This is a genomic window from Streptomyces cahuitamycinicus (assembly GCF_002891435.1).
Classification (GTDB): domain Bacteria; phylum Actinomycetota; class Actinomycetes; order Streptomycetales; family Streptomycetaceae; genus Streptomyces; species Streptomyces cahuitamycinicus.
In genome coordinates, this window is sequence record NZ_POUC01000048.1 from 1 (window position 1) to 23,305 (window position 23,305).

Annotated in this window: 24 protein-coding genes; 1 reads left to right on the forward strand and 23 read right to left on the reverse strand. The window is 69.7% G+C overall.

Annotated features, from left to right (window positions below; all coding sequences use genetic code 11):
• Positions 1–435 (forward strand): hypothetical protein (locus C1J00_RS09410; protein ID WP_219728334.1); only part of this gene is annotated, 435 nt, incomplete at its 5' end.
• A gap of 749 nt (positions 436–1,184) precedes the next feature.
• Here the strand turns inward: C1J00_RS09410 and C1J00_RS09420 are convergent.
• From C1J00_RS09420 to C1J00_RS09530, 23 genes are all read right to left on the reverse strand, one after another.
• Positions 1,185–2,003 (reverse strand): hypothetical protein, encoded by an 819-nt coding sequence (locus C1J00_RS09420; RefSeq protein ID WP_102908577.1) that lies wholly within the window; start codon positions 2,001–2,003, stop codon positions 1,185–1,187.
• Positions 2,004–2,325: 322 nt separating this feature from the next.
• Positions 2,326–2,646, reverse strand: coding sequence for a hypothetical protein (locus C1J00_RS09425; protein WP_102908578.1), 321 nt, complete (start codon positions 2,644–2,646; stop codon positions 2,326–2,328).
• A 76-nt stretch (positions 2,647–2,722) separates the two neighbouring features.
• On the reverse strand, positions 2,723–3,133 hold the full coding sequence (locus C1J00_RS09430; RefSeq protein ID WP_102908579.1) for a hypothetical protein: 411 nt from the start codon (positions 3,131–3,133) through the stop codon (positions 2,723–2,725).
• A 103-nt stretch (positions 3,134–3,236) separates the two neighbouring features.
• The gene (locus tag C1J00_RS09435) at positions 3,237–3,449 is read right to left on the reverse strand and encodes a hypothetical protein (protein WP_102908580.1); all 213 of its coding nucleotides are present in this window, start codon (positions 3,447–3,449) and stop codon (positions 3,237–3,239) included.
• 54 nt (positions 3,450–3,503) lie between these two features.
• Positions 3,504–6,533, reverse strand: a complete 3,030-nt coding sequence (locus tag C1J00_RS09440) for a hypothetical protein (RefSeq protein WP_102908581.1) — start codon at positions 6,531–6,533, stop codon at positions 3,504–3,506.
• Positions 6,534–6,624: 91 nt separating this feature from the next.
• On the reverse strand, positions 6,625–7,833 hold the full coding sequence (locus tag C1J00_RS09445) for a hypothetical protein (protein WP_146046162.1): 1,209 nt from the start codon (positions 7,831–7,833) through the stop codon (positions 6,625–6,627).
• A complete protein-coding gene (locus C1J00_RS09450; protein WP_102908583.1) occupies positions 7,830–8,798 on the reverse strand; it encodes a hypothetical protein in 969 nt (322 codons plus the stop codon). The genes C1J00_RS09445 and C1J00_RS09450 overlap by 4 nt, the downstream gene beginning before the upstream one ends.
• 66 nt (positions 8,799–8,864) lie before the next feature.
• Positions 8,865–9,911: a hypothetical protein gene (locus C1J00_RS09455; protein WP_102908584.1), complete on the reverse strand. Its 1,047-nt coding sequence runs from the start codon at positions 9,909–9,911 to the stop codon at positions 8,865–8,867.
• Positions 9,904–13,947 (reverse strand): hypothetical protein, encoded by a 4,044-nt coding sequence (locus C1J00_RS09460; RefSeq protein WP_102908585.1) that lies wholly within the window; start codon positions 13,945–13,947, stop codon positions 9,904–9,906. Before C1J00_RS09460 ends, C1J00_RS09455 begins: the two co-directional genes overlap by 8 nt.
• Positions 13,948–14,244: 297 nt before the next feature.
• Entirely contained in the window at positions 14,245–14,769 is a 525-nt protein-coding gene (locus C1J00_RS09465; protein WP_102908586.1) for a hypothetical protein, read from the reverse strand.
• Between the two features lie 100 nt (positions 14,770–14,869).
• Complete coding sequence (locus C1J00_RS09470; RefSeq protein ID WP_102908587.1) at positions 14,870–15,457, reverse strand: phage tail tube protein; 588 nt, start codon at positions 15,455–15,457, stop codon at positions 14,870–14,872.
• Between the two features lie 73 nt (positions 15,458–15,530).
• Positions 15,531–15,956, reverse strand: coding sequence for a hypothetical protein (locus C1J00_RS09475; RefSeq protein WP_102908588.1), 426 nt, complete (start codon positions 15,954–15,956; stop codon positions 15,531–15,533).
• Complete coding sequence (locus C1J00_RS09480) at positions 15,956–16,219, reverse strand: DUF7210 family protein (RefSeq protein ID WP_146046163.1); 264 nt, start codon at positions 16,217–16,219, stop codon at positions 15,956–15,958. The genes C1J00_RS09475 and C1J00_RS09480 overlap by 1 nt, the downstream gene beginning before the upstream one ends.
• A 40-nt stretch (positions 16,220–16,259) precedes the next feature.
• Positions 16,260–16,790 (reverse strand): structural protein, encoded by a 531-nt coding sequence (locus tag C1J00_RS09485; protein WP_102908590.1) that lies wholly within the window; start codon positions 16,788–16,790, stop codon positions 16,260–16,262.
• Positions 16,790–17,122 (reverse strand): hypothetical protein, encoded by a 333-nt coding sequence (locus C1J00_RS09490; protein WP_102908591.1) that lies wholly within the window; start codon positions 17,120–17,122, stop codon positions 16,790–16,792. The genes C1J00_RS09485 and C1J00_RS09490 overlap by 1 nt, the downstream gene beginning before the upstream one ends.
• A gap of 2 nt (positions 17,123–17,124) precedes the next feature.
• Positions 17,125–17,763, reverse strand: coding sequence for a poly-gamma-glutamate hydrolase family protein (locus C1J00_RS09495; protein WP_102908592.1), 639 nt, complete (start codon positions 17,761–17,763; stop codon positions 17,125–17,127).
• A gap of 21 nt (positions 17,764–17,784) precedes the next feature.
• The gene (locus C1J00_RS09500; RefSeq protein ID WP_102908593.1) at positions 17,785–18,648 is read right to left on the reverse strand and encodes a hypothetical protein; all 864 of its coding nucleotides are present in this window, start codon (positions 18,646–18,648) and stop codon (positions 17,785–17,787) included.
• Positions 18,649–18,659: 11 nt separating this feature from the next.
• Positions 18,660–19,187, reverse strand: a complete 528-nt coding sequence (locus C1J00_RS09505) for a hypothetical protein (RefSeq protein WP_102908594.1) — start codon at positions 19,185–19,187, stop codon at positions 18,660–18,662.
• A gap of 136 nt (positions 19,188–19,323) precedes the next feature.
• Positions 19,324–19,788 (reverse strand): IPT/TIG domain-containing protein, encoded by a 465-nt coding sequence (locus tag C1J00_RS09510; RefSeq protein ID WP_102908595.1) that lies wholly within the window; start codon positions 19,786–19,788, stop codon positions 19,324–19,326.
• Positions 19,789–19,861: 73 nt separating this feature from the next.
• Positions 19,862–20,263, reverse strand: a complete 402-nt coding sequence (locus C1J00_RS09515; RefSeq protein WP_102908596.1) for a hypothetical protein — start codon at positions 20,261–20,263, stop codon at positions 19,862–19,864.
• 8 nt (positions 20,264–20,271) lie between these two features.
• Positions 20,272–21,519 carry a hypothetical protein gene (locus C1J00_RS09520; protein WP_245936280.1) on the reverse strand — a complete coding sequence of 416 codons (1,248 nt, stop codon included), beginning with the start codon at positions 21,517–21,519 and terminating at the stop codon, positions 20,272–20,274.
• A complete protein-coding gene (locus tag C1J00_RS09525) occupies positions 21,516–21,791 on the reverse strand; it encodes a hypothetical protein (RefSeq protein WP_102908598.1) in 276 nt (91 codons plus the stop codon). Before C1J00_RS09525 ends, C1J00_RS09520 begins: the two co-directional genes overlap by 4 nt.
• Before the next feature lie 83 nt (positions 21,792–21,874).
• Complete coding sequence (locus C1J00_RS09530; RefSeq protein WP_102908599.1) at positions 21,875–23,161, reverse strand: phage major capsid protein; 1,287 nt, start codon at positions 23,159–23,161, stop codon at positions 21,875–21,877.
• Positions 23,162–23,305: the final 144 nt, after the last annotated feature.

The window sequence follows — 23,305 nt, forward strand, 5'->3', positions numbered from 1 at the left end:
CCGCCGGACCCCGAGGCCTATGAGCCCCCGCCCGCGGAGTCCCCGGAGGACACCAGCGCGGCCGAGGAGCCGCAAGACCTCCCGCCCCAGAGGACGGCGAAGCCCGCGCAGTCCCGGAGGAAGGCAAACGACCCGATGGAGATCGCGCGCCAGGGGCTGCTCGACGAGGCCGAGGTTCAGGCCCGGGTGAAGTCCGTAGCGGCTGGAAGGGTCGTGACGGTGGGTGAGCATCTTGGGCCGATCTCCGAGGACGGAGACCCCGGGTTGGGGGAGCTGCGGGACTACATCCAGAAGCACCGCGCCGAGGTGATCGCCCTCCTGGAGGAGGCTGACGAGCCCGCGCTCGCCGACATCTATCGCAGGGCGCCGATGCCGGATCTCGGCATCAAGCAGAAGTTCGCCCAGTACCTCGACCGCGCACCCTCCGGGCAGTGAGGTGACGTGACGTGACGCGCGCGCCGGAGCCCTCCGGCGCGCTCACCGCCTCGTTCCGTAGCCCCCGCTCTCGTCACCTCACCTCACCTCACACGCGCGCCGCGCGCCATCCAGCTCTCCTGCAGGCGCGCCCCGGGCCGGTGGCCGGCGCGCCCCTGATCGCTGTCCGGGGCGCGCCCGCGCCGCGCGCCGCGCGCCCTCGATCGCGCGCCTGTTCGCCCATGGCGCGCCCCGCTCAGCCGCGCCGCGCGGTGATCTTGGCGCGCCCTCGACCGTGCACGATGGCGCGCCCCGACCGGAGGCGCGCGCCCGATGACGGCGCGCGGCGCGCCTGGTCCACCGCGCTGCGCGCCGCACCGAACGAGGTGAGGGCGCGCCGCGCCGCGGTGCCGCGCGGCATGGCGCGAGGCCGGAGGCGCGCCGCCGCCCAGAGAAGGCGCGCGCCCATTGACCTGCCTATTCGTGAGGGCGCGCCCCATTCAAAGGGACAGGCGCGCGCCTACTCGCGCGGCGGATCGGGGACCGGTGGTGAGCGCGCGAACGGCTCGGCGCGGCCGTCGAGCGCGCGCCATCGACTACACGGAACGGGCGCGCCGCGCGGCGCGGACACCAGGTCGAGCGCGCGCGCTGGTTCCCTCGAGCGCGCCACCGGAGCGCGCCTTCCCGCGCGGTCGGGGCGCGCTGGGTACGACGAAGGGCGCGCCCGCAGGCGCGCCCTGTCCAGTGATTCGGTCCGTTGCCGCGCGCCTCTACGGCGCGCCCTGCTTCGCCGCGCGGCGGACCGCGCGCGCGTCCCGGCGCGCGTCCCGCTTCCCTTCCCGCAGCTCCTCACGCACCTCGTGCAGGATCTTGGACAGCTCCTCGGGGTGCCTGTCGCCGAGGCGGCGCAGCGCGCGCAGCCGGACGTTCGGCTCGGCCGGCATGAGGCCAAGCCGTGCGTCGGCGTACTGGATGGCGTACCGCAGGAAGCGCTGCTCGGAGGTGACCGAGTCGCGGAACTTCCTGACCCGGGCATCGTGAGCCTTGCGGCTCTCGTCGGCCACGGTCGGCAGGAAGCGGCCCGGGGCCTCCTGCATCAGGCGGCATACCGCGTCCGCCCTGGCCGCTACTCTCGGTGAGCGGAAGGCGAGGGCTTGGACGCGTCGAGGCACCGGCCCGGTGACCGGCGCGTCGAGAACGAACGCCGTCCACCGCCGGGCGAAGGTGTCGCCGTCGAGAGCTGCGAGCCGCTTGGCCTCCTCGTGGGCCAGGTCCTCGACGACGTCCTGGTACGGGCCCATCGCCTCTTGTAGAGCTGCCCGGAACGGGGCGATGCGCGCGGCCTGCTCGCGCTTGGTCTCGCCCTCCCGGCGCGGCATGAAGCTACGTGCCCGCTTGATGGCGAGTTCCAGCGCATCGAGTGTCCGCGGGGCCAGCGCCGGCGAGATCAGCGCCGCGGCTTGCACCTCGCGCGACGCCCGCGGGTCGGTTGCCCCCAAGCCGTAGTCGACGACTGCTTGCATGAACGCCTCGAGGCCCATATTCGACAGGCGTTGGATCTCCGCTGCGGTCTCGTCGGCTTCGGCCATGCCGTGTGTTCCTCCGGTTCGGGTTGGGCCCGCTGCTCTCGGGCCGAAGGTGCGCGTTCTTGCACAGCGAGAGGTGGCCGTACCGAGCCAGCGACGGCGTGTGCCGGGTTCATCGCAGGAGCAACCGCTCCCCGGCCCCGAGTGCTCTACACGCACCCGGTGGTCTCGATGCCTCGTGTCAGGCGCGTCCCGAACGAAGGAACACCGCAGTGCCTTTTGCTCGACGCCTGACGGCAATCTCAACGCTTGTCGCGGCAGCGATACAGCCACCTCGAATGCTGATGGTACCCGCCGGCCGGAGGCCGGGCGGGCGCCATCGCCCTTATTCGGCCTGCTGGGACGTCCTCTTGGTCGTCAGAGCCTCGATCCAGGGGGCGAGCTTGCTGGGCTTCCAGACGAGGTCGTAACTCGTCTGAGAGGCCACGAGGACGCCGAGGAGAGTCGCGGCCGTCAGGTGGCCGTGCTGGAACTGGTCCCAACCGCCATCCGCGGCCACGGCGAAGACGCCGACGACAAGCGCAGCGACTACCGCCACGGTCTTCTTGGCCCTGGCCGACCAGGCGGGCTTCTGCACCACCGCGGTGAGCAGCGGGAGCACGGCGCCCACCTGGGCGCCGGTCGACAGGGATTCGAGCGTGGTCATGGGGTCCTGCCCTTCATGCGAGGTTGCGTGTCGGGCGGACTCTGCGTCGAGCCTGGTGCTTGCGTCGCGGCCTGGCTCAGGTGCCGGGCCCGTCGACCAGGTCCTCGGCGATCTCCCGAGGCGGGGAGGGTGGCGGGCCGGTGTAGAGCTTGGCGAGCATCGCGCGCAGCTGCTGGATGTACTCGACCGCGGCCGCCTTCCAGCGTCGCCACTGCCGCTGTTCCTCCTCCAGGCGCTCGACACGGTTCTCCAGCGTGGTCACCCGCTCGAGGGTCTGGGCGTTCGTTGCGCGCTGCTGCTCCAAGAGCTTCGTGAAGCCCTCGGTCACCGTCTGCACGGACGCTACGAACGTGCTGGCCTCCGCTGCCTGCGCGTCGGTTTCGATCTTGCGCCTGTTTCCCCGGTACACCAGCCACGCCCCGCCCAGCACACCTGCCATGCCGAAGATGGGGCTGAGGACAGGCGCCAGAGAGGTGAGCCACTCCACGGGGGCGCCTCCTCGGTCATCGGTCGTCAGTTGGGGTGCGCGGGAGCCGGGACTGGAAGGTCCACGGCTCCCCGCGCCCCGCACTGTGGAGGTCGAGACCGGCTTACGTCTCGCCGTCCTGCACGAGGCGGGTGACCTTGGTGATGATCTGGCCGCAGACGCCGCAGACGACGGCCGAGAGGCTGCCGGCCCCCTGCTCGTACGCGGGCACCTCGAAGGGCTGGCCCAGGTTCGGGCATTCCTCGGGATCGGTGGTCTCGCAGATGGCGGAGCACAGCACGGGCTCCGGCGGCACTTCTTCGTCCGTGGTGGTCATGAGTGCTCTCCGATCAGTAGGGGGGTAAGCGGGGTGACGCTTCAGGGCCCGCTGCTAGCTGGCAACCACGATCCAGTCCACGCTGGTCGTCGTCGTGTTGGTGCGGGTCAGCCAGATCGTGAAGCCAGTCGCCGAGGCGTTGGTGACGCCCACACCGGTCACCGCCGTGCCGGGAACGGAGGTGCTGGGCGTGGCCACGACACGGAAGTTGCTGCCCTGCAGGTTCAGTCCCGTGACCGACACCGGTGTCGGGGTGTTGGCCGCGGAGGGGGTGATACTGACGCGGCCCGTGGCCATCGAGTCAGCCTTGAGGACGCCAGTCACCGTGAGACCGGACGATGTGAGCCTGACCGACGCCGCGGCCGAGCCCGGTGGAGCGTCCCGCACGGACAGCTCAAGAGACGAGCCGACGGCTGAACTCTCGGCGGCGTAGGCGTTGATCTGGGCGACGCCCACCCCGCTCGCCTCATTCGCGTACAGGTTGAAACCGGCACCCATCTTGCCCGGCACGCGGGGCGCCAGATATAGGCCCGTGCGCTGTTCGGAGCCACTGGCCTGCGGGCCAAGCAGCGAGACACTCGGGACTTCCCAGGAGCCGGAGGCGTCCGACCACAAGGCAATGTTGGTGACGACCTGCCCGGGAGCACCTTCGGTAGCGCTGCCGGAGTAGAACTTGACGCTGCCGACCTCGTTGGAGCCGCCGGGCTCGATGACGACGCGCTGCCCGCTGGCGGCCGTGCGAAGTACGCCACCTGTCACCGTGGCGCCGTTGATCGCACCGCCGGTGATGGTCTTTCCAGTGATGGCGTCGGCGGCCAAGGCCGACGTCGTGATTGCCCCGGCCTTGATGTGCGTGGCCTCGATTGCGCCGGCAGCGATGTTCGTTGCCGTCACGGAGTTCACAGCGAGCTTGTCCGCCGTGATCGACAAGGCGGCCAGCTTGTCCGTCGTGATGGCGAGCGCCGCGATCTTCTCGGCGGTGATCGACAACGCGGCCAGCTTGTCCGTCGTGATCGCCCCGGCCAGGATCTTCGGCGCGGTGATCGCTCCGTCTGCGATTTGCACCCCGGGGACGACCGGGCGCACCGCGGCGTTGTCGAACCACACGGCGCCGGCCGTACCGCCCAGCGACTCGACACGCACGCGGCCCTGCACGGCATCCGCCGGGGCGGTGACCGTTCCCGCGAAGCGCGCCCATGCGCCCTTGGCGGGGGCGGTGTTGGCCAGCTTGCTGTAGCTCAGGACGGTGCCGTCGGCCTTCTCCCACCGCACATGCGCGTTGATCTCGGTGCCGACCCAGGTTGCCGACGGGTAGTAGTCGGTGGCGACGTAGACCTGGTCGCCGGGCAGGACCGGCAGCAAGGTGAGTTCCGCCGCCCGGGTCACGGCAGTTGCCGAGGCGGCGTCGATCTTCAAGCTGGCGGGCGAGCCGTTGCCGAATGCCAGGTCCTGGACGGTGTACGTGTACCGGGCGGCGATGGCCGCGCCGCCCGCGCCCTCAAAGGAGGGGTCCGGCAGGACGTTCGGGCTGCCGACGATGGTCAACTTGTCCGCGGTGATCGTGCCCGCAGCGATGGCCGGCGTGGTCACAGACCCGGCGGACAGCTCCGACGCGGTGACCGACCCGGCCTTGAGTTCCCGGGCGGAGATGGCGTCGGCGGCGACCTTCCCGGCCGTGACCGAGTCGGCCGCCAGGGCGGCCGTCGTGACCGATCCGGCGACGAGGTTGACGGAGTCGACAACGCCGGTCTTGAGAGCCTCGAGCGTGACGCAGTCGACCTGCATGACGCTCGTCGACGTCACGCCGGCCCCGCTGTAGCAGAGCCACACGTACGGCGCGATGAAGCGCACATCGGCGTGGACGAGCCCGGCCGCTCGCGGGTCGTTGTTCGGGCCCGCTGAGCCCGCCGCGCCTGCCTCGGCCCGGCCGTTGAGGAAGCCGATGACCTGGACCCAGCCGTCGGCCGTGGTGATGGCCTTGCCCGACGCGGCGACGTAGTAGTGGCTGCTCGGGCTCCCTGCAATGCCGTTGCGGTTGACCAGCGTCTGACCGTCGGCACCGATGCCGGCCACGCCGACATAGAACGAATCTGTGCCGCCTGCTGGGCCGATGAGCCGCACCCGGGCGCTCAGCCGGTACAACACCCCCGGCTCGTACGGAATGACCGTGGTTCCCAGCAGACGGTTGTATCCGGCGGCCTGGCCCACGGTTTGGCCGGTGGGTGCGTCCGTGATGCCGCTCAGGTGGTCCCAGGCGGCCCCGGTGCCCTTGTCGGTGACGGTCCAGGCGGCAGGGTCGCCCATCGCATCGACGTAGCGCTGCGCTGCGCTGTCGCTGAGTGCGCCGCCCAAGGCGTTGAGCGTGACCGCGCCCTCGGCGATCTTGCCGAGGGTCACCGCGGCCTTGGCCAGCTTGTCCTCGAGGACCGCGCCGTCAGCGAGTGCGGTTGTCCCTACGGCTCCGAGGGCGATCTTCGCCGCGGTCACGGCACTTTCGGCGAGCTTGACCTCGGTGACCATGCCGTCGACGACGTCTTCGGAGACGGCTTGCCGGGCCTGGCCCTGCACCTTGGGCGAGGGATCACCGGTGAGTACCGCAGTGTTCGCCGCGACCAGGCACACCCACGCGGGGTCGTAGCCCTCGATGTGCACGGTGACCGAACCGCCGAGCGGCGCCGTGATCGTGGCCACCTGTGTGGTCACGTCCGGGGTGAAGGCCTCCGTCGTGCCGACGTGGACCTGTACGAGGGCGAAGTCACTGGGCGGTTGGGAGGCATCGCCCCATCCGCCGTCCCACGCGATGAGCAGGCCGGCGAGAGCAGGCTGAACGATGGGGGCCGTCGGGGTCGGGGGTGGCTCGGTGCTGACCGGATCGGGGACCAGGGCGACGCCGCCGTCGGGCTGCACGCCGACGGAGCCCTTGAAGGTGCCTTCCTCGTCGTAGATGTCGAGGCTGCCGCCCTCGATGGAGGCGTGATTGAGCTGATTGGCACGCTCCAGCGCTGCCAGCCGGTCCTCGAACTGCTTGAAGAAGGCCGCGAACTGCTTGGCCTTCTCCCGCTCGTCCAGGTTGAAGGACGACACCCGCCCTCCCTTCCGCTGCGTCCCGCGGCCGCCGGACTGTCCGGGGCAGGCGGGAGAGTGGAAGAGAGGAGCGGTTAGTGTCGCGCCCTGATCATCCGTAGAAGTCGGAGCGGGTCAGGTTCAGGACGGCGGTGCCGGCGGCCGGGTCGATCTCCTCGGAGACGACGCGGTGCCAGATGGCGAGTTCACCCACCCACGGCACGTCGACCTGGAGCAGGATCCTGTCGCCAAGGGCCCACGAGCCGAGCGGCGCGTTGGGGTGGTGGCGGATCGCGACGGACGGGATTGTGAGCTGTTCCGCGTGCTTGGCGCGTTCCTTCTTGCCGTACTCGGTGAGCGTCCGGGCATTCGCGGTCGACTTCCGCGTGATGATCTTTGCGCGGCGCAGCCGCTTGTCGTCGACGACGACGCGCACGCGGGCGGTCTTCTGACCGCTGCCCTTGCCCAGGACGTAGACGTTGTTCGCGAAGTACTCGCCCTGGTAGTTCGGGGTCGCGATCTCGATGACGTTTTCCCCCTGCGCGAACCGCAGGTCGCTGCGCGCCTTGCCGAGCCGTCGAGTGCCCAGGTCGATGTGGTGAAGGATCTTCTCCTTGCTGCCGTCCCAGTAGTGCCGCTCGAGGTAGTCGCCTTTGGCCAGGTCCATCACGCTGGTGATCACCTGGCCGCAATCGGGGTTGTCCCACCACAGCAGCTCCCAGGGGTCTTCCCCGTTGGCTGCGCCGAGCTTGTGCCCGGAGTCGTGCCGGTCGAGGGTGACGCTGAGCTTGCCCATCTTGTAGTCCTGCAGGTGGGCCCAGATGTGCCGGACGACGTCGTACGAGTCCCACCGGCCGCTGATCTTGTCCTTCGGCCGCTTCGGCATCTTCCGCTTCGGGCTGGTGTGGTCGATGTAGCCGTCGTGGTTCTTGTCTTTGCCGTCGTACGCCCACTTTTGCTTGATCTTCGCGCCGGAGCGGATCACTGACCCGAGGTAGGGCATCCCGTTGGGATAGGCCGTGTAACCGGCACACGTCACCTTCATGGCCTGACCCTCGAACGCGACGCTGGTGACCAGGCCCCCCCACCGAATGCGGCCCTCGAACTCGGCGAACAGGCTGGTGGCCCACTCCGAGATGATCGGCAGGCCGTCAGGCTTCGCCATGAGCCGCATGTACTCCGGCGTGATCTTCCCCTGCATCATTCCGGGGCCGTTCAGCTCCCGTCTGGGCGGGGAGTCGGCCACAAACGGCACGTCCCAGTCCAGGAAGTCACCCGACACCGTCCGCATCGCGATGTAGCGCCACCCGCTACTCATCACGCCCTCACCGGCTCCTGCGAATAGGTCACCTCGAGCGACAGGACCGTGCTGGAGTCCGCTTGCAGCACGCCGGCGACCTCGACGGTACCGATGCCCTCCACGTCGATGTCCCGCATCTGCCCGCGGTCGGCCGGGTCGAGAAGGAACCTGTGCCCGGCCTGGACGGCGATCCGCCCCGACTGCGTGATGCCGTACGGCATGCCGGCCCCCTGCTGCTCGCCGAAGGACACACGGAGCTGCCCGCGGGCCTCCGTGGCATCCGGGTGCAGCAGTCCCGTGATGAGGACGTGCACAGCCGCGTGCGTCGCCCACTCCGGGACCTTCTCCGTCCACGTCGCGCCGAGAGGGAAGATCTCCCACACGTCGGTGATGGGGCCGACGTCATCCGGTGTCGACCAGGCGCCGGGCAGGTAGCGGCGCGACGTGTGGGTGCGCGGCCGCGCCATCTGCCGCAGGTCCGTGACCATGCCGCCGGTGATGACACTCGTCTGCATGGGCACGTCGACCCGGGCCAGGGTGATCGCGGTGGAGTCCGGGTCGACGTCGAGGATGCTCGTGGTGCCCGGCGGCACGTCGGGGATGACCCTGGTAAAGACGTACGGACCGACGGCCGGGTCCTCTGGGGCCGGCCACGTCTCCCCGCCGTAGGGGTCTTCAACCCGGGCGATGATCAGGTCCGACCGGGGGCCGTCAGCGTTGGTCGGCTCGATGTCCACCTGCTCAATGGTGGACATCCGGGCCGCGTACGACTGATTCCCGCCGCCCGTGGACGCCCGCCGCTTCGCGACCATCGCTCCCGGCGCGACCTGGACCGCGTTGGCCGGGGCGTCCAGCGCGGTCACCAGGAGGTCGGCCGGACCGACGATGCCCTCCCCGCCGCACGCGGCGGCCTCCACGACCAGGCGCAGCGTCTCCTCGGACGCTGCCGTGCCCTCGACGAACCACGGAATGCCATCCCAGCCCATGAACCGTTCTCCTTCTCCGTACGGGAAAGGAGAGAGTGGGCGGCCGCCGCGCCTACTGTCGCCCGCTCACCACCAGGCGTAGGCGTCGCGCCAGGCCATCCGCACCCGCGGCCCCTCGAACGAGTTGACTGCCGTGTTCGTGTAGGACATTGAGGCGGTCCAGTACCCGGGCGGGAGAAACATCTTCGACAGCCGCGGACTCGACCGCGTGAGCTTGTCCGCCACGGACTTCGTCGTCGAGCCCTTGTAGTGGGTGACCGTACGAACCCACGGGCGGGCGTCGATCGTGACGTGCTCGCCGTTAGCGATCGTCATGGACAACTGCACCGCCCACAGGTTGCCCAGCGTGAGCTTCGGGTTCTTGCACGGCCCGTGGATCTCGATGTACGGGTACGTGTTCATCTTGCCGAGCTGCTGAATCCCGGCGGACTTCTTCGACTGCCACCCGATACCGGGCATCCAGCGGCCGGGGCGGGGCGGCAGCGTCATGAACTGCCGGTCGTACAACTCGATGCTCTTTTCCGTCTGGTCGTAGAACCGGTCGTCGACGGCGACGAACTCGCACACGACGGGGGTGTAGCCCTGTTTCGTGAGGCGGGAGTGGGCGACGGCGAACTTCCGCGGCCGCCCGTACAACTGCCGGGTGCGGCCCGCGGTGGTGTGCAGCAGCCAGGAGACCCGGCCGGCCTTGCCGCGGATGGAGTCGGCCCGCCACACCTGCCGCAGCATGTCCAGCCCATCGGACGCCCACTGATACGGCCCCTGGTCCCTCTTCTGGTGGGCCGCCATCACGGCCTCGACCGGGTTCCAGTCGCCGACCCGGGAACCGCGCGACCATGGGCGCATGGGCGCGTGCAGGTCGATCGGCCCGTCCACGCCGTCGACGCCGAGCTCGAACGTGACGGTCATGTTCCGCTGGTAGTCGCGGCCCATGCGGATGCCGTCCTCGCCGGGCAAGTCGGCGTCGGCAAGGTCCATGTCGGAGAACGTGATGTCGGGTTCGCTGAGGCAGTAGATGCCTGTGGACTCACGGCCGAAATCGAGCGCCGCGCCGGGGTAGTTGTCGTAGGGCGAGTAGCCAAGGTGCCAGTCGCCGTCACGCCGCTCACTCAAAGTTGCCTCCCAGGCTGATCCGGCGCAGCTCGAACATCGCGTCTTCCAGCGCGGTGCCGGTGTTCGCTACGGCACCGATGTTGAGGTTGAGGTCGCCGCCGACGAGGGTCCCCGCCGCTTGGGTGGCGGCCGCGCGCTGTCGGGCGGTGGTGGCGCGCGTTCGCACGGCACCTTGGGCGTACTGGCGCAGCGCGCCGTTGGCGAAGTAGACGACGCGCCCGCCGAACATCTCCGCGACACGGTTGAGGATCGCCTCGCTGCGCTTGCGCTTGCCGGGCGCTAGGGGGATGTACGCCTCGCCCTTCGTCTCCGGCTCGTTCCACACGCGTATCTCGCCCGGCTTTCCGATCTGTGCGATGTGCCGCTCAGAGCCGGCCGCGAACGCCTTGACCCGGCTGGCGGCCGCGCGGATGCCGCCGTTGGCGTAGTGGACGATGCTGCCGTCCGCGTGCGTCCTGACGACGGACGGCTTGCCTGACTCGCTGTACTGGACGGTGACGTGGATGGTTCGGCCGGTGAGGCCGTTGATCTTGTCCTGGATCCGCTGGACCTGCGCGAGCGGTGTGGCGTTCGGCGCGGTGATGCGCACCTTCTTGCCGCCCTTGCCGTCCACGTTCTGGATCTTGTAACCGAGGTCTTTCAGCGCCTGCTGGGCGGTCTTCGTCGGTGCCTTGACGTCGATGGACTTGCCCTTGGGCAGGCCTGCGACCTTCTGCTGCACGTTCTTGAGGTCGCCGGCGGCCTGCTTGATGATCGCCTGGACGGTGACTTTCTTCTTGTCCGGCGCGTTGGCGATGTCATCGGCCAGGGCGGCGATGTTGACGCGGGCGCCGCCGGTGGGAGCGGTGACTGACACCTTCTTGCTGCCCGGGATCCGCTGCACCGTGAAGCCGAGGGCCTCGAGCTGGTTGCGGGCGCCGAGCGTGGGGGCCGTGATCTGGATGGCCTTGCCCGGCTTGATGCTCTCCAGCTTCCCGCGCAGGGCCAGGAGTTCGGCCGTCGCCTCGGGGATGCCCTTCGCGGTGACCAGTGTGGTGATGGTGTCCGGGACGAAGCCCATCTGATCGACCAGCGCCTTGGCCTGGTCTTTGGGGATGTTCAGGTCCGCGGCGAGCTGGAGCGCCTTTGTCCGAGCGTTCTCCATGGCGCTCTGGCTCTTGCTCATGGCCTCGGACATGGGCATGAGGCCCTGTTCGGCGGCCTCCGTCGCGCGGGTCGTCACGGCCAGCATGCCGTCACGTAGCTCGGTGAGCTGCGTGTTGAGCATCTGTCCGTTCTTCGTGGAGGTGTCGACCAGGTTGTCGTTGCCGACGAGGGCCTTGCCCCAGCCGTCGGCCTTCTCGATGTTCGATGCCATCGTGTCGTCGACCTGGAGCATCACGGCGTTGAGCCGGGCCTGCGCGTCGTGGAAGCTCTGGGTGTTGCCGTTGAGGGCGTCCAGTGCCCGCTTCAAGGCGTCGGTCCGCTCATCCGCGGTCTTGGTCTTGTCGCTGTACGCGTCCACGGCGGACTGCAGGCGGGAGTAGGCGTCGGTGCCGGTGGCGCCAGAGGTGTTCATGGCGTCCGCGGCTTCCTTGTTGTTGCGCAGGCTGTCCTTGAGCTCGCCATTGACGGAGCCGAGGGCGTCGGCCGCCGCCTTGTACTTCTCGCCCTGCTCCGTGTAGTCGAGGACGGACGCCTTGCCGCCGGCGATGTCCTTGTACTCGCGGTTCGCGTCCGCCAGGGCCATGAGCTTCTTCTGTAGACCGTCGACGCTGCCGCCCTGCTCCAGGTAGGCGTCGGTCAGCGTCTTGAGGCTGACGTCCGCGTTCCGCATGACGTCGACGAGCTTGGCCTTGCCGTCGGCGAGTTGGGTGTCCTGCAGGAGCTGCACGGCGTGCGCGCGGACGTTCGCGTCGACAACGCCGTTGGAGTCGGCGAGGGCCTGCGCCAGGGACTGGATGCGCTCCTTGTGGGCTTCGGCGGCGCGCGCGCTCTCCGCCTGCTTGGAGGCGAGCAGGCCGAGCCCGATCGTGATGCCGGTGATGGCGAGCCCCAGCGGTCCGCCGAGCGCGGCCGTCATGCCGCCGATGGCCCGGGTGGCGACACGGTTCGCTGCGCCGATACCGCGCAGGGCGCCGGTCAGGCGGCCTCCTTGAGCCGCTGCGCCCTGGTAGGCGAGCCCCATGCGCTGCCACATGCTGATCTGCGGGCCCATCACACTCGGGGCCATGGTTCCGCGCATGGTCGTGCCGAGCGTGCTCACGGAAGTGCCCGCGGCGGTGACGGAGGCCCCGAAGTTGCGGAGCATGCCGGCGACACCACTGACCACCTTGAGGGCGAGCATGACGCCCAGGAAGGTGGCCAGGACGGTGCTCGCTCCCGGGACCACGGTCATGATCGTGTTGAAGACCTGCAGGAGGCCGGAGAAGGCCATGAGCAGCACGCCGAGGCCGGTTCCGGCCGCGGAGACGTTCCCGATCGCTGTGGCGATGTTCGAGATAACCGAGATGACCGCTGGGCCGATGTCTTCGCCGAGGGCACTGAAGAACGTCCCCAGGGCGGGCATCAGCTCGGTTCGGATCTGCCGGACCAGGTCGGTTATTCCGCCGTCCCTCATGGACCGTCCGAGCCCGCGCATGAGGTCCCCGAAGAGGAGGTTCACCTCGTGGAAGGCGGGTGCGGCGTCGCTGAAGAACTGCTTCATCACCTTCTGGCCGCGGCGCGAGTTCGCCCAGCGCTCGAACCGCTTCATGCTGCCCTCGAACCCGTCGAGGAGCGCGTTGCCAGCCTCCATGCCAGCGCGGCCGACACCACCGAGGCCCTTGATGAGGCTCACGCTGCTGCGGCCGAGCTGCGCGGCCTTGTTCCCGGCGTGGTCGAGGAACTTCGCGAGGCTGCCGGTCTCCCGGCCTGCCTTGACGGAGGCCCGCATCCACTGGGTGGCGCGTTCCCCGGCCTGCCCGACTCGCTCGACGAACGGGCCGGAGGCGACGAGGAAGTCCATGGTGGCGCGGCCCATGTTGGCCAGGCCGTCAGTGATGTTGCCGACGACGCGGGAGTTCGTGCCCGCGATCGTCTTGAAGTCCTTACGGAAGATCCCCGTGTTCATGAACTTGGCGCCGCGCTCCGCGAGGGAACCCATCTGGGAGGCGGAGTCGCCCAGCGAGTCCTCGAGGAGCGGGAACACCGACTTCGCGAGCGGCTTGATGTCGTCGGCGACCTTGCTGAAAAACCGCTCGCTGACGGACATGCGGACCTTGCCCCATGCCGCTTGCAGCGAGCCGACCGCGGAGACCGACTTACGCGCCGAGGCGGACAGCTTCCCCATCGCCTCGTCGAGCTTCTTCTGCTGCGCCTCGGTGACCTTGCCGTCCCGGGCGAGCATCTGCTGCGCCTTGTTCGACTCCTTGAGCGCTTCGCCGAAGCCCTTGAAAGCGACCTTCGTGCCGATCGCCGCGGTGCCGGCCGCGGCGATCAGCCCGGGTATCGCCCCGAGGACACCGACCGCGGGCGCGGCCGCGGACACCAGCGCGGTGAGCCCTGCGCCGTACTGGCCGATGAGGGCCACGGCAGGCTGCAGGAGGGAGACGAGGGCGCCGATGCCGAGCATCCGCAGGCTGCGGCGACCGCCGCCTGGGAGGCTCATCCGAACCGGGACGTTGACCGGGTTCCGGTCGGCCTCCCCCTGAGCACCGCCGATGAGGCCCCGCAACCGGTTGAGGAATCCGCCCCCGGACGAGCCGTCGCCGTCGCCGTCTGGCGTGACGGGGACGTTGAGGCTCGCGTCGTCGATGCGGCGCCGGATGCCGTCGAGGGAGGCGCGGAACCGGTCCTCGTCGATCTCGACGCGGATCTTCGCGGTGACGCCCTTGGACGCCTCTTTGACGACTGTCTTGAGCCGTCGCTTGAGTCCCTTGCTGTCGATCTCGACCTTCACCTTGGCGGCGAGGCCTTCGGCGGCCGTCTCGACCTGCGTGCGCAGCTTCTCCGCGAAGCCGGCCAGGTTGGCGACGACCGGCACTTCGAGCCGACCGGCCTGCAGGCCCTCAGCCACTGCGGATCATTCCTCTCTGCATGGCCGCCATGAGCATCTGTTTGTGGCCGGTCATGCGGGGCGCCGGTGGATCCGGGGCGGGCTGCGGCGGCCGCGGCTGGGAGCCGGGGCGGCCGGGCGTTGCGGATCCGGAACGCGGCGGGCGAACAATCGTGGTGGGCTCCTCACGCCGCTTGTCTGCGGCCAGGAGCCCGATCTCCTCGACGATCAGCGCGAGCAGCTCCAGGACGTTGTGCCAGCCTCCGAGGGGAGCAGAGCGGACCTGGGAGTCGTCGGGCAGGCCGTCGATGAGGGAGATCAGTCGTCGGAGTCCGAGGAATTCGGGTTGTCCGGGGCGGAGCCAGACGCGTCGGGCGTCGATTCCGTGGAAGCGGGAGAGGTCGGACTCGACGTCGCTCCATCGGTCTCGGAGGAGTCGGCCGACCGAAAGAGCTTTCCCAGGTCCACCCCGTAGACCCTGGCCAGGCCGGTGGTGAGGCGGACGTAGTCCGGGACGGACGGCTTCCGCTCGAGGAAGTCCTCGTTCTGGCCTTCGAGGAGGATCCCGTAGGTCGCCCGGATCGCTTCGAGGAACTTGCGCGGCAGGGACGGGCGGCGGAACAGGGCGTTGACGACCTCCTTGATACCGGCGTCGCCGTCGCTGGAGTTGATGACGTCGCCGAGGAGGCCGACCAGGTCCAGCTCGTCCGACAGGATCGGGTCGAGGGCTGCGGCCGGCAGCTCCGCCGGGAAGATGAACTGTTCCCCGCGGAACTTGACCGGGATGCCGTCGGGGTGCTGAACCTCGCGGCGTTCGGCGTCCAGGTCGATGACGTACGACATGTGCGTGACCTCTCGTGTCTGCGTAGCTGAGTCGCGGTGGTGCGGCAGCGCGCGGACAGTGGCAAGCCGGTGGGGCTTGTGTCGCGCGCTGCCGCGGGGGTCACGCCGCGGGGGCGAACGCGGGGTCGTCGGTCAGGACGTACCAGGCATCGAGGTCGTCCCCGCCCTGGACCGCGAGCCGCAACGGGAGTACGGACTCCTTGGTCTTCGCGAGGTCCTTGGAGACGCCTTCCATCTGCATGCAGCGGGGAATGACGTACCGGTAGTGCTTGCCGCCGTCGATGACCTCGACGACGGCCATGACCTCGGTGCGGGAGCCGATGCGGGGCGGGGTGAACTTGTAGTGCGTCGCTGCCGGCGGCCCGGTGACGGTGACGGTCGTGATGGTGCCGCCGCCGTACACCGCGCGGAAGTTCTCACCGGACCACTGCTGCAGGTCGACCTCGATGGTCGCCGCATCGGAGGTCTGGAAGGTGCGGGTCGGGTAGCTCGACTGCGCGGACTTGACCTGTTCGAAGTTCGGTTCGGAGTTGAACTTGAGGGAGTCCTCGGTGGTGAGGCCGACGCTGCGCAGAGCAGTGGGCATCTCCGCCGTCGCGTCGGCCGGCGCGGTCGTGCCGACGGGTCCCAGGTAGATCCGAGTGATCGCCGGAATGAGGATCTCGTTGTTGTTGGTCTCGCCTGCCATGACGGGGTTCTCCAAGGTGTCCGGTGCTAGGGCGCGGCCACCTTGGAGAGGGCGGCGGGTTAGTGTCGCGCGCTCACGGGTGCAGGGTCACCAGGAGGTTCATCAGCCACCGGGGTTGGCCGTCGACCAGCGGTGACCACACCAGGAGTCCGGAGGGCCGGATGCCGGTGATGACTGGCCGACCGGGCGTGTGAGGGGCGTCGACGCGGGTCTTCGCCGCTGTGGCGCACCGCAGGAGGATGCGCCGCAGCTCTGCCTTGCCGGGCCAGCCGCCCGGGTCTCCGTAGACCTCGAGCGTCACCTCGGGGCTGGTGGCCCAGTTCAGGTCTCGCAGGTCTCCGCCGGGCCCGTGGGTGACGAGCAGGTGCGGCCACGGCGCTTCGCGGACACCGGAGACGCGGCCGGGGCCGCCGAGAGCGCCGGCGGCCTCGGTGCTCTGCTGGAGCCAGGCGAGGAGTTCGGACACCGGATCGGCGTCCGCGAGTGTCAGCTCAGCCATCAGGAACGGGCGACGTAGCCCTGGGCGCGCAGGCGGCGGGCGTAGTCGGGTGAGACGCGGATGGATTCGCCGGGGGTGTAGTCCACGCCGTCGATGCACAGGTGGTGCGACAGGACGACGGTCTCCGGCTGGGCACCGGTGGCGAGGGCGGGCCCGACGATGGCGGCCTGCTCGGGCTTCGCTTCGGCGGTGACGGTGGTCGTGACCGCCTCGGCGGACGCTTCGGCGGTGACAGCGGTGGTCTTCTTGGTGGTAGTAGTCATGCCGGGCACTGTGCGCACCGCGAGGGCTTGTGTCCCGTCCTCAGCGGCGGGCCGCGACGATCCCGGCGGCGCGGGACATGAAGAACGCGCCGTCAGCTACGAGGTTGCCGGGGTAGACGGTGCCAACCTCAGCCTCCACGACCATGGGCGCGGCCACCGAGACGGTCACGGTGACCTTCTTGCCGGAGATGACCGGCTGCCCGGTGTTGATGTGCCGAGAGATCCCCTGCGGGTCGGTGTGTGTGGCGCATCGGCAGTTCTTGAGGTTCGCCACTGCCCGGGACGTCTGGTCGCGGGGCTCCAGCATGTACGTCTTCGGGCCGACGCCGCGGTGCCGGCGGTCCCAGTCCATCGAGTTGATGGCGAACCGCAGGTTCCCGGGCACCACCTGGCCTTGAGCCTTGACGTGGGTGGGCCTGACCCTGTCGTCGCCCATGGTCACCCATCGTTTGGTGGGCGGGGCGAGGCGCTGGGCCTCGAACTGGACCTGCCGGGCGATGCGGTGGACGTGGGGGGCGACCATCCGTGCCAGCGCCTCCTCGAGGCCCGGCGCCGGGGTGAATTTCGCCATCAGGGGACCTCCGGCGGGTTGAGGGTGGCCGTGGCCTGCACGTAGTCCGCATCGGAGCAGCCGGGCACGGCGTGGTTGCGTGCGCTGGTCAGCGTCCAGGACCGGCCGGTCTCGTCCGTGATGGTGTCGCCTGGCTCAACAGGCCAGGCGCCCGGGTCCAGGCGCATCGACCATGAGCCGTCGAGCTGCTCGATGATGGAGCCGGGCCACGTGCCGCGCGGTGTGGGCCGGACATTGGGGTTCGGGGGGACGGGCACGCCGTTGGCGTCGCGCTCCCAGGGGTGCGGGAGCGCGTACACGGTCAGCGCAGCGTTCGGGAGGATGACGGCCAAGGTCAGCCCTCCCCGGATGCGACGAGGGCCTTGGAGATGCCCGCCTTCACCGCGGTGATGTACGAGGTGAACGCGGTGGTGGTGTTCTTCCGGTTGGGGCGGCTCATGTCGCCGTTGAGGAAGAAGGCCTCCCGCTGTGCGGTGCTCAGTTCGAGCTGGGTACCCATTCCGCGGCTGCTCCGGTTGCAGATGTTCAGCGGGTCGTTGCCGTTGATCTCCTCGCCGGCGATCTGCACGGTGAATCCGGCATCGGCCAGGCACTCGCCGATCTGGTCGCGGAGGTTGAAGTCGAGGCCGCCGAGATACGTGACCGGGGTCGTGCCGGAGGCGCCGTGCCAAGAGACGGTGTGCGTGGCGGCCTTCGCCATGGCCAGGGCCTGCGGCTCGTCGTACCGCGTCGATGTAACGTGGAGGACTGCGTTGGTTCCTGTCCCGGACTTGAAGCCGTCGAGGGTGTAGAAGCCGTGGATGTCTGCCGCGGCGGCGTCTGCCAGCTCGGTGGTGCCCTGCTCGATGCCGCCTCCGTGAATGGCGAGGTGGAGCAGGGTGGAGCACTGGGAGACGCGCCAGAGCCGTTGGTAGTCGATGCCCTCGATCTGGCCGCTGGCCAGTTCCTTGTAGGACTGGTAAACGTCGCCCATCGGAGGCGCTCCTTTCGTGGATCAGCGGCGTCGGTAGCGGGCCGACGAGTACGGCCAAGGCGCTCGGGGCGGGTTGTTGAGGGGCCGGTACAGACGACGACGCAGACCGGACAGGGAATCCAGCGTCGGGACGGAGCCGGCCTGCCCGACGGTGGGGGCCGTCTCGTACGAGATGGACTGTCCCTCGGCACTCACTGACGACACGCGGCGGCCCTGGCTGCCGACCCCGCCGGGGCGCTGCCGTTCGGACTCCGCGGCGTGGGCGGTGACGTACCGGACGACGGTTTCCTCCGTGGCACCGTTCACGCCGATCAGGAAGGTGACGTCGTACGTGCCGTCACCGCGGGGCCGGTACGCGGAGACCTCCACCAGGTCGTCCTGGTCGGGCAGCGGCCATGAATCCGGGTCGTCCAGGTCGTCAGTGAAGCGCGGGGTGACCGCCGTCAGGGTCGTGGCCTGTGGGACCAGGGGGCGGCGCAGGTAGCCGACGACGTCCGCTTGGGCGTTGCGGATCGCTGTCTCCAGTGCGCTGCGCTGCTCGGGGGTGAGCGGGAGCGGTACGCCGAGGGTGCCGGCGACGGCTTCCGGGGACGTAACGAGGCCCAGCCCCATCGGGAGGTCCAGGCGCACGGATGCGTCCTTGACCGGCTGGGCCCCGTTGCTCGGGGTGAAGGTGACCATGGCCCAGTAGCGGCCGGGCGGAACCTCGGGCACCTCGAACCTGTACGCGCCGGGGCGCAGCCGCGTGGCCGGGCCCGCCGCGGTGATCACGGGCCCACTACGGTCAGGCGTTTCATACAGGTCCAGGCGGCTCACCTGTCCGCCAGCGGGTTCCGGGTCGTAGTACGCCCCGCCGTAGATGGGCTTGTAGTCGAAGACCGACACCCCGGGCCTCCCTACTTCTCGGTGTCGGTTGCGGCGGCCTGGGCGACCAGGCGCTCACGGATGCGAGCGGCGATGCTCTCGGAGACGTGGGCGCCCTTGGGCTGCAGCAGTCGCTCGACGGGGCTTTGGTGCGGCCCGAGGAACGTCCGCTCGATCAGGCGGACGGTGCACATGAGGGTGGAGCCGTACGGGGTGACCTTCTGGAAGACGGCTTCAACGTCGGCCGGGGGCTGCTTGGTGGCGTCGTCGAGGATCACCTCGGCGAGGTCGTCGGGGATGACTTCGGTCGGAGAGACGTAGCCAGGCTCCGCCGGGGGTTCCGGTGCGGCGTCGACGGTCGGCGGCTCCAGCGGAGCGGCTTCGGGGGCCTTCGGGCCGACGTCGGCCGCGGGGCTCTCCTCGGCGGCCGCGGTGGTGGCCTCCTCGTTGATGTCGCCCGCGGGCTCCACGGCAGCCTGCTCGTTCTCGGTGCCCGGGGTCTCTTCGGCCGCGGCCTTCGCGGTGGCAGTCTTGCGGGTTCGGGTGGTGCTGGTGGCCATGGTGGCTCCCTCTCGGGTGGTGATCCGGATCGGCGCGCACCCTGCACGCGGTGCGGTGCTTGTGTCGCGTCCTGCGGCTACGGGTGGCCCTGGGCGGCCCCCGCCCGCGTGCAGGGGGCCGCCCTGGCGCCCGGGGTCAGGCGTTGTAGGTGAAGCCGTTGGCCCTGGTGACGTTGCCGGCGTCGTCGACGAGGACGACGTTCACCGCCCCAGCGGCGACCGCGGGCGTCTTGACGCGCAGCTCCGTCGCGGAGACGACCTTGAGCTCAGTCCCGGCAGTGGCGCCGAAGTTGACCGCGGAGACACCGTCGAGGTCCGTGCCGGTGATCGTGACGGTGGTGCCGCCCGCCGCCGGGCCGGTGGCCGGCGCGATGGTCGCGATGGTGGCCGCGGTGAACAGCCTGTCGATCACGGACTGAGGGACGACATCCCCGGCCTCGTAGAGCAGGTGACGGCGGGAGCCCTCGGGGCGGCCATCGCCGCGGCCGTACGGCTCGGTCAGGTAGACGTTCTCGGTGACGCGCTGGGGGGTGTCGGAGACGGCGACGGCGGGGAACGCCGCCTTCGTGATCCGCTGCCCGTTCTCTCGGTAGAGGCCCATGGGTGTCCTTCCGGTGCTTCCGTGTGTGGGTGGCCGGGGAAGGATGAGGGACAGGCCGGGCTACGGTCGCGCGCTACCGGGGGCAGTTGCACAATTGTGCAAGAACGATCATGGCCCCCTCGGGCAGCCCTTCGACGGTGGAGACGGCTTGCACAATTGGGCAAGAATGATCTTGGTGAGGGTGCAGGGCGCCGTCGAGTCGGGCGCCGAGGGGCGCCATCCGCACGGACGTGGCGAGCAGCCGCTCGAGCGGGGTCAGCTCGTCGTCCCGGCGCATCGCCCGCCAGACCCTGAATCCCTCTACGTACGCCTCCGCCGTGGGGTACGCGTACCGGTGCGGCGCCTCCTGCCGGTCGCTCAACTCCTCAACGGTGTACGGGCGGGCGCTGTCGGTGTGCGCCTGGTCGTAGCCCCAGGGAGTGCGGCAGCCGCGGCCGTGGATGCGGCACCAGGGGCCGAAAGCGGAGAGGTCCATGGGTCCCCCTACAGGACTCGGAGGTCGTCCCAGCCGTCCGGGCCGACGCTGAACACGAGGAGCCCGGACGCGGACACTTCGCCGCTGCGAGCGGTGTACCAGTCGGAGCCGTTGTCGAGGGTGGGCGCCTGAATCCATAGGCGGCCGTTGCCGACCTGCTGGGCGCGCAGGTGATGGAAGTGCCCGGTGATCAGTACATCCGCATCAGCGATCGGCTGACGTCCGAACGTCTGCCCGCGCCACCAGTCCACGGCCTTGTCCGGCCTCGCGTACTGATGCCCGTGCGCTAGGCCGACGATGGTGCCGGCGACGTCCAGCGATACCGACTCCCTCCAACGCTCCGGCACGACGAAGCTGACGTGACCGTAGGCGTCCTCGTTGCGGGCGTAGGCGTCGGCGATCTGTGACAGGACCTCGATCCCCCAGTCATCGCTGGGCGGGCCGACGGCTTCGCGGCCGCGCCGTACCCGGCCGTGGTTCGATCCGCACGTTGCGGCGACGACACGGCCGAAGCGCCCGGCGAGCCGGTCCAGGCCCTCGAAGGTGATCCGGCGGTGCACGCGGATCATCTCGGTCATCGTCAGGTCGTTGGTGTACGCCTGCTGTGCGGTGTTCTCGTAGTTCTCGACGCAGTCGCCGGCGTCCATCCAGTACGCGGCCGTGGGGCCGCGGCCGATGGCTTTCAGGTCGCGTATGTGGTCGTCGAGCCGGTCGAACCGCTCTGCGACCCGGGCAACCAGCTCGGGGGTTCCGCCGTCCCTTCCGACCTTCCCGGCCTGTGCGTCGGCGTACACGACGACCAGGGCGCGCTCCGCGGTGTCGACCGTGGGGCGGGTCTTGCGGCGGCGGCGCATCGCGTCGCGTACGAGGGCGTCGACGTCGCCGGCGGACAGCCACGCGGGCGCGGCGGGCTCGATGATGTACCTGCATCGCCAGACGGCGCGGGTGACGGCGTCCTCGCCCTGGGCGTCACGGTGCCAGGCGGCCGGGTCGTGCTTGGCCTCGGCGAGGCGGACGCGGAACCCGTCGGGGATGGTGAGGCCCATTTCTTCGACGCGTTCGCGCCAGTCGGCTTCGCTGCCGGGCTGCGTTTCGGTGGGCGGGGCGGTGACGATCATCGTGCCGCCCGGCTCGAACCGCACGCCGCTCTCCCAGCCTCGGGGAGCGGGCGGTTGGGGCCGCTGGGCCTGTGCGGGGTGGCTCTGGTCGTTGTTGGCCGGTTCGAGGAGCGCCTGCAGGTCGTTGGTCAGGCTCATCGCTCGCACCGGCATCCGTTGGACTGGCCGCGCCGCCGGTGCCGGGCGACGGTGTACGCGGTGACCGGGTCGCCGTAGCGGCTGAGGGTGTCGGCGATGGCTTTCGCCGTGACGCGGTCGGTGTCCAGTGCCGCGCGGAGGGAGGCCGCTACGTCCTGGTCCGCGGCCTCCAGGAAGGCGCCGACGCTGCACTGCGGGCCGCGGTGAGTGGCGGGGGCGTTGGCGAGCGCGTCCAACTCTTCCGCGAGGCCAAGGGGTTGTTTCTCGATCACCAGCGTCCTCCGTCGTCTGTGGTGGTGGTACGTGGAGGGGGTGCACCCGCAATGGGGTGCACCCCCTCACCCGGACGTCCTGGTTAGACCGGCTGGGTCCAGGTACCGATGACGAACGACTCGGGCCGCGGAACCTCGAGCGCCACGCGCTCGTCCGCACGGAAGGTGATCAGGCCCTTCTCGAAGTTCTCCGCGTTCTCCGAGGAGACGGTGACGCTGACGTTCTCCCTGTCGTGGAGCTGCGCGCCGAGACCGAAGGCGCCGATCAGGAAGTCCGTGTCCGCCATCGCCGTGGTCTCGACGACGTTCAGCCTCCAGACCTTCTTTTCCGCGCCGATCGCGACGGCCACCGCGACGCGGAACGCCCCGTTGTCGTCCTCTTCGACCTCGACGTGCTCCCACATGGTGGGCGACAGGACGATGCCGGTCGGCTCGTACTCGGCCAGGAGCGCCTTGGTGATGGCGCGCCGGATCTGCACGGAGTACTTGTCGGCCGCCAGGCCGGTGTACTGCTGGACGCCCGGGGTGTTGTAGATGCCGGTGAGGGACTGGCCGTCGCCGACGGAGTGGAGCAGGTCCCAGTCCTCCTGGTACTTGACGCCCTCGACCATGCGCCCGTTGATGAAGGTCTTCAGACGCGGCTCGTCCGTGAGGATGTTCTTGTGGGAGTCGATCAGGTGCGCGATCTCTGCCACCGGGTACATCACGGGCGTCAGGGCCAGCTTGGATCGCGGCGCGCGGCCCCAGGTGTCGGTCTCCGCGCCGGTCGCCGGAGAGACACCGTCGGCGGCGTAGCGCTCCTTGATCTGCCGGGCGTTGTTCGTCCAGCCGGTCTCGCGGGCGCCGTAGAGGACGGCCTGCTTGGTCGAACTCTTCGGGAACAGGTCCCGGATGTGGAACTTGCGGAACTGCCGCTCGGCGATGCCCAGGTTCTGGACGCTGCCGAGGGTCTGGTGGGTGACCGTGCCCGCGGACAGGGAGAAGATCGACTTCCCCTCCATCGCAGAGCGGATGTACGGGCGGTCGTCGAACCCGGCCGCGCTGGCGCGCTTGAAGGAGTCGGACTCGACGAACAGGTCACCGAGCGACTTCTGCTCCATGGTCGGGGTCTGCCCGTAGTGGGAGGCCGCGGCCGGCGGGTTCTCGGGGGCGTCGAGGTACTGCTTGATCTCGACCAGGCCCTGCTCGGCGTCGATGAGGCTCTTGATCTCCTGCGCCTCGCTGGAGACCCTCCGGAACGCGGCGGCCTGCTCGGTAGAGACGACGAAACCGCCGTCCTCGACCTTGAAGCTCTTGCTGATGTCCTCGGCTTCGGCGCTCTTGGCCTGGAGCTGCCGCTGCAGTTCCTTGATGCGAGCGTTGTCGGGCATTGCTGCTCTCTCCCTGGTGCTGGGGTGCGGTTGACGTGCGTCGCTCCGCCCGGCCAGCACCGGGACAGCCTCAACGCGAGGCGATAGAGAAGAGGGAGAGAGGGGTTAACGTCGCGTGCTGCCCGCTCAGGGAGTCAAGAGCGG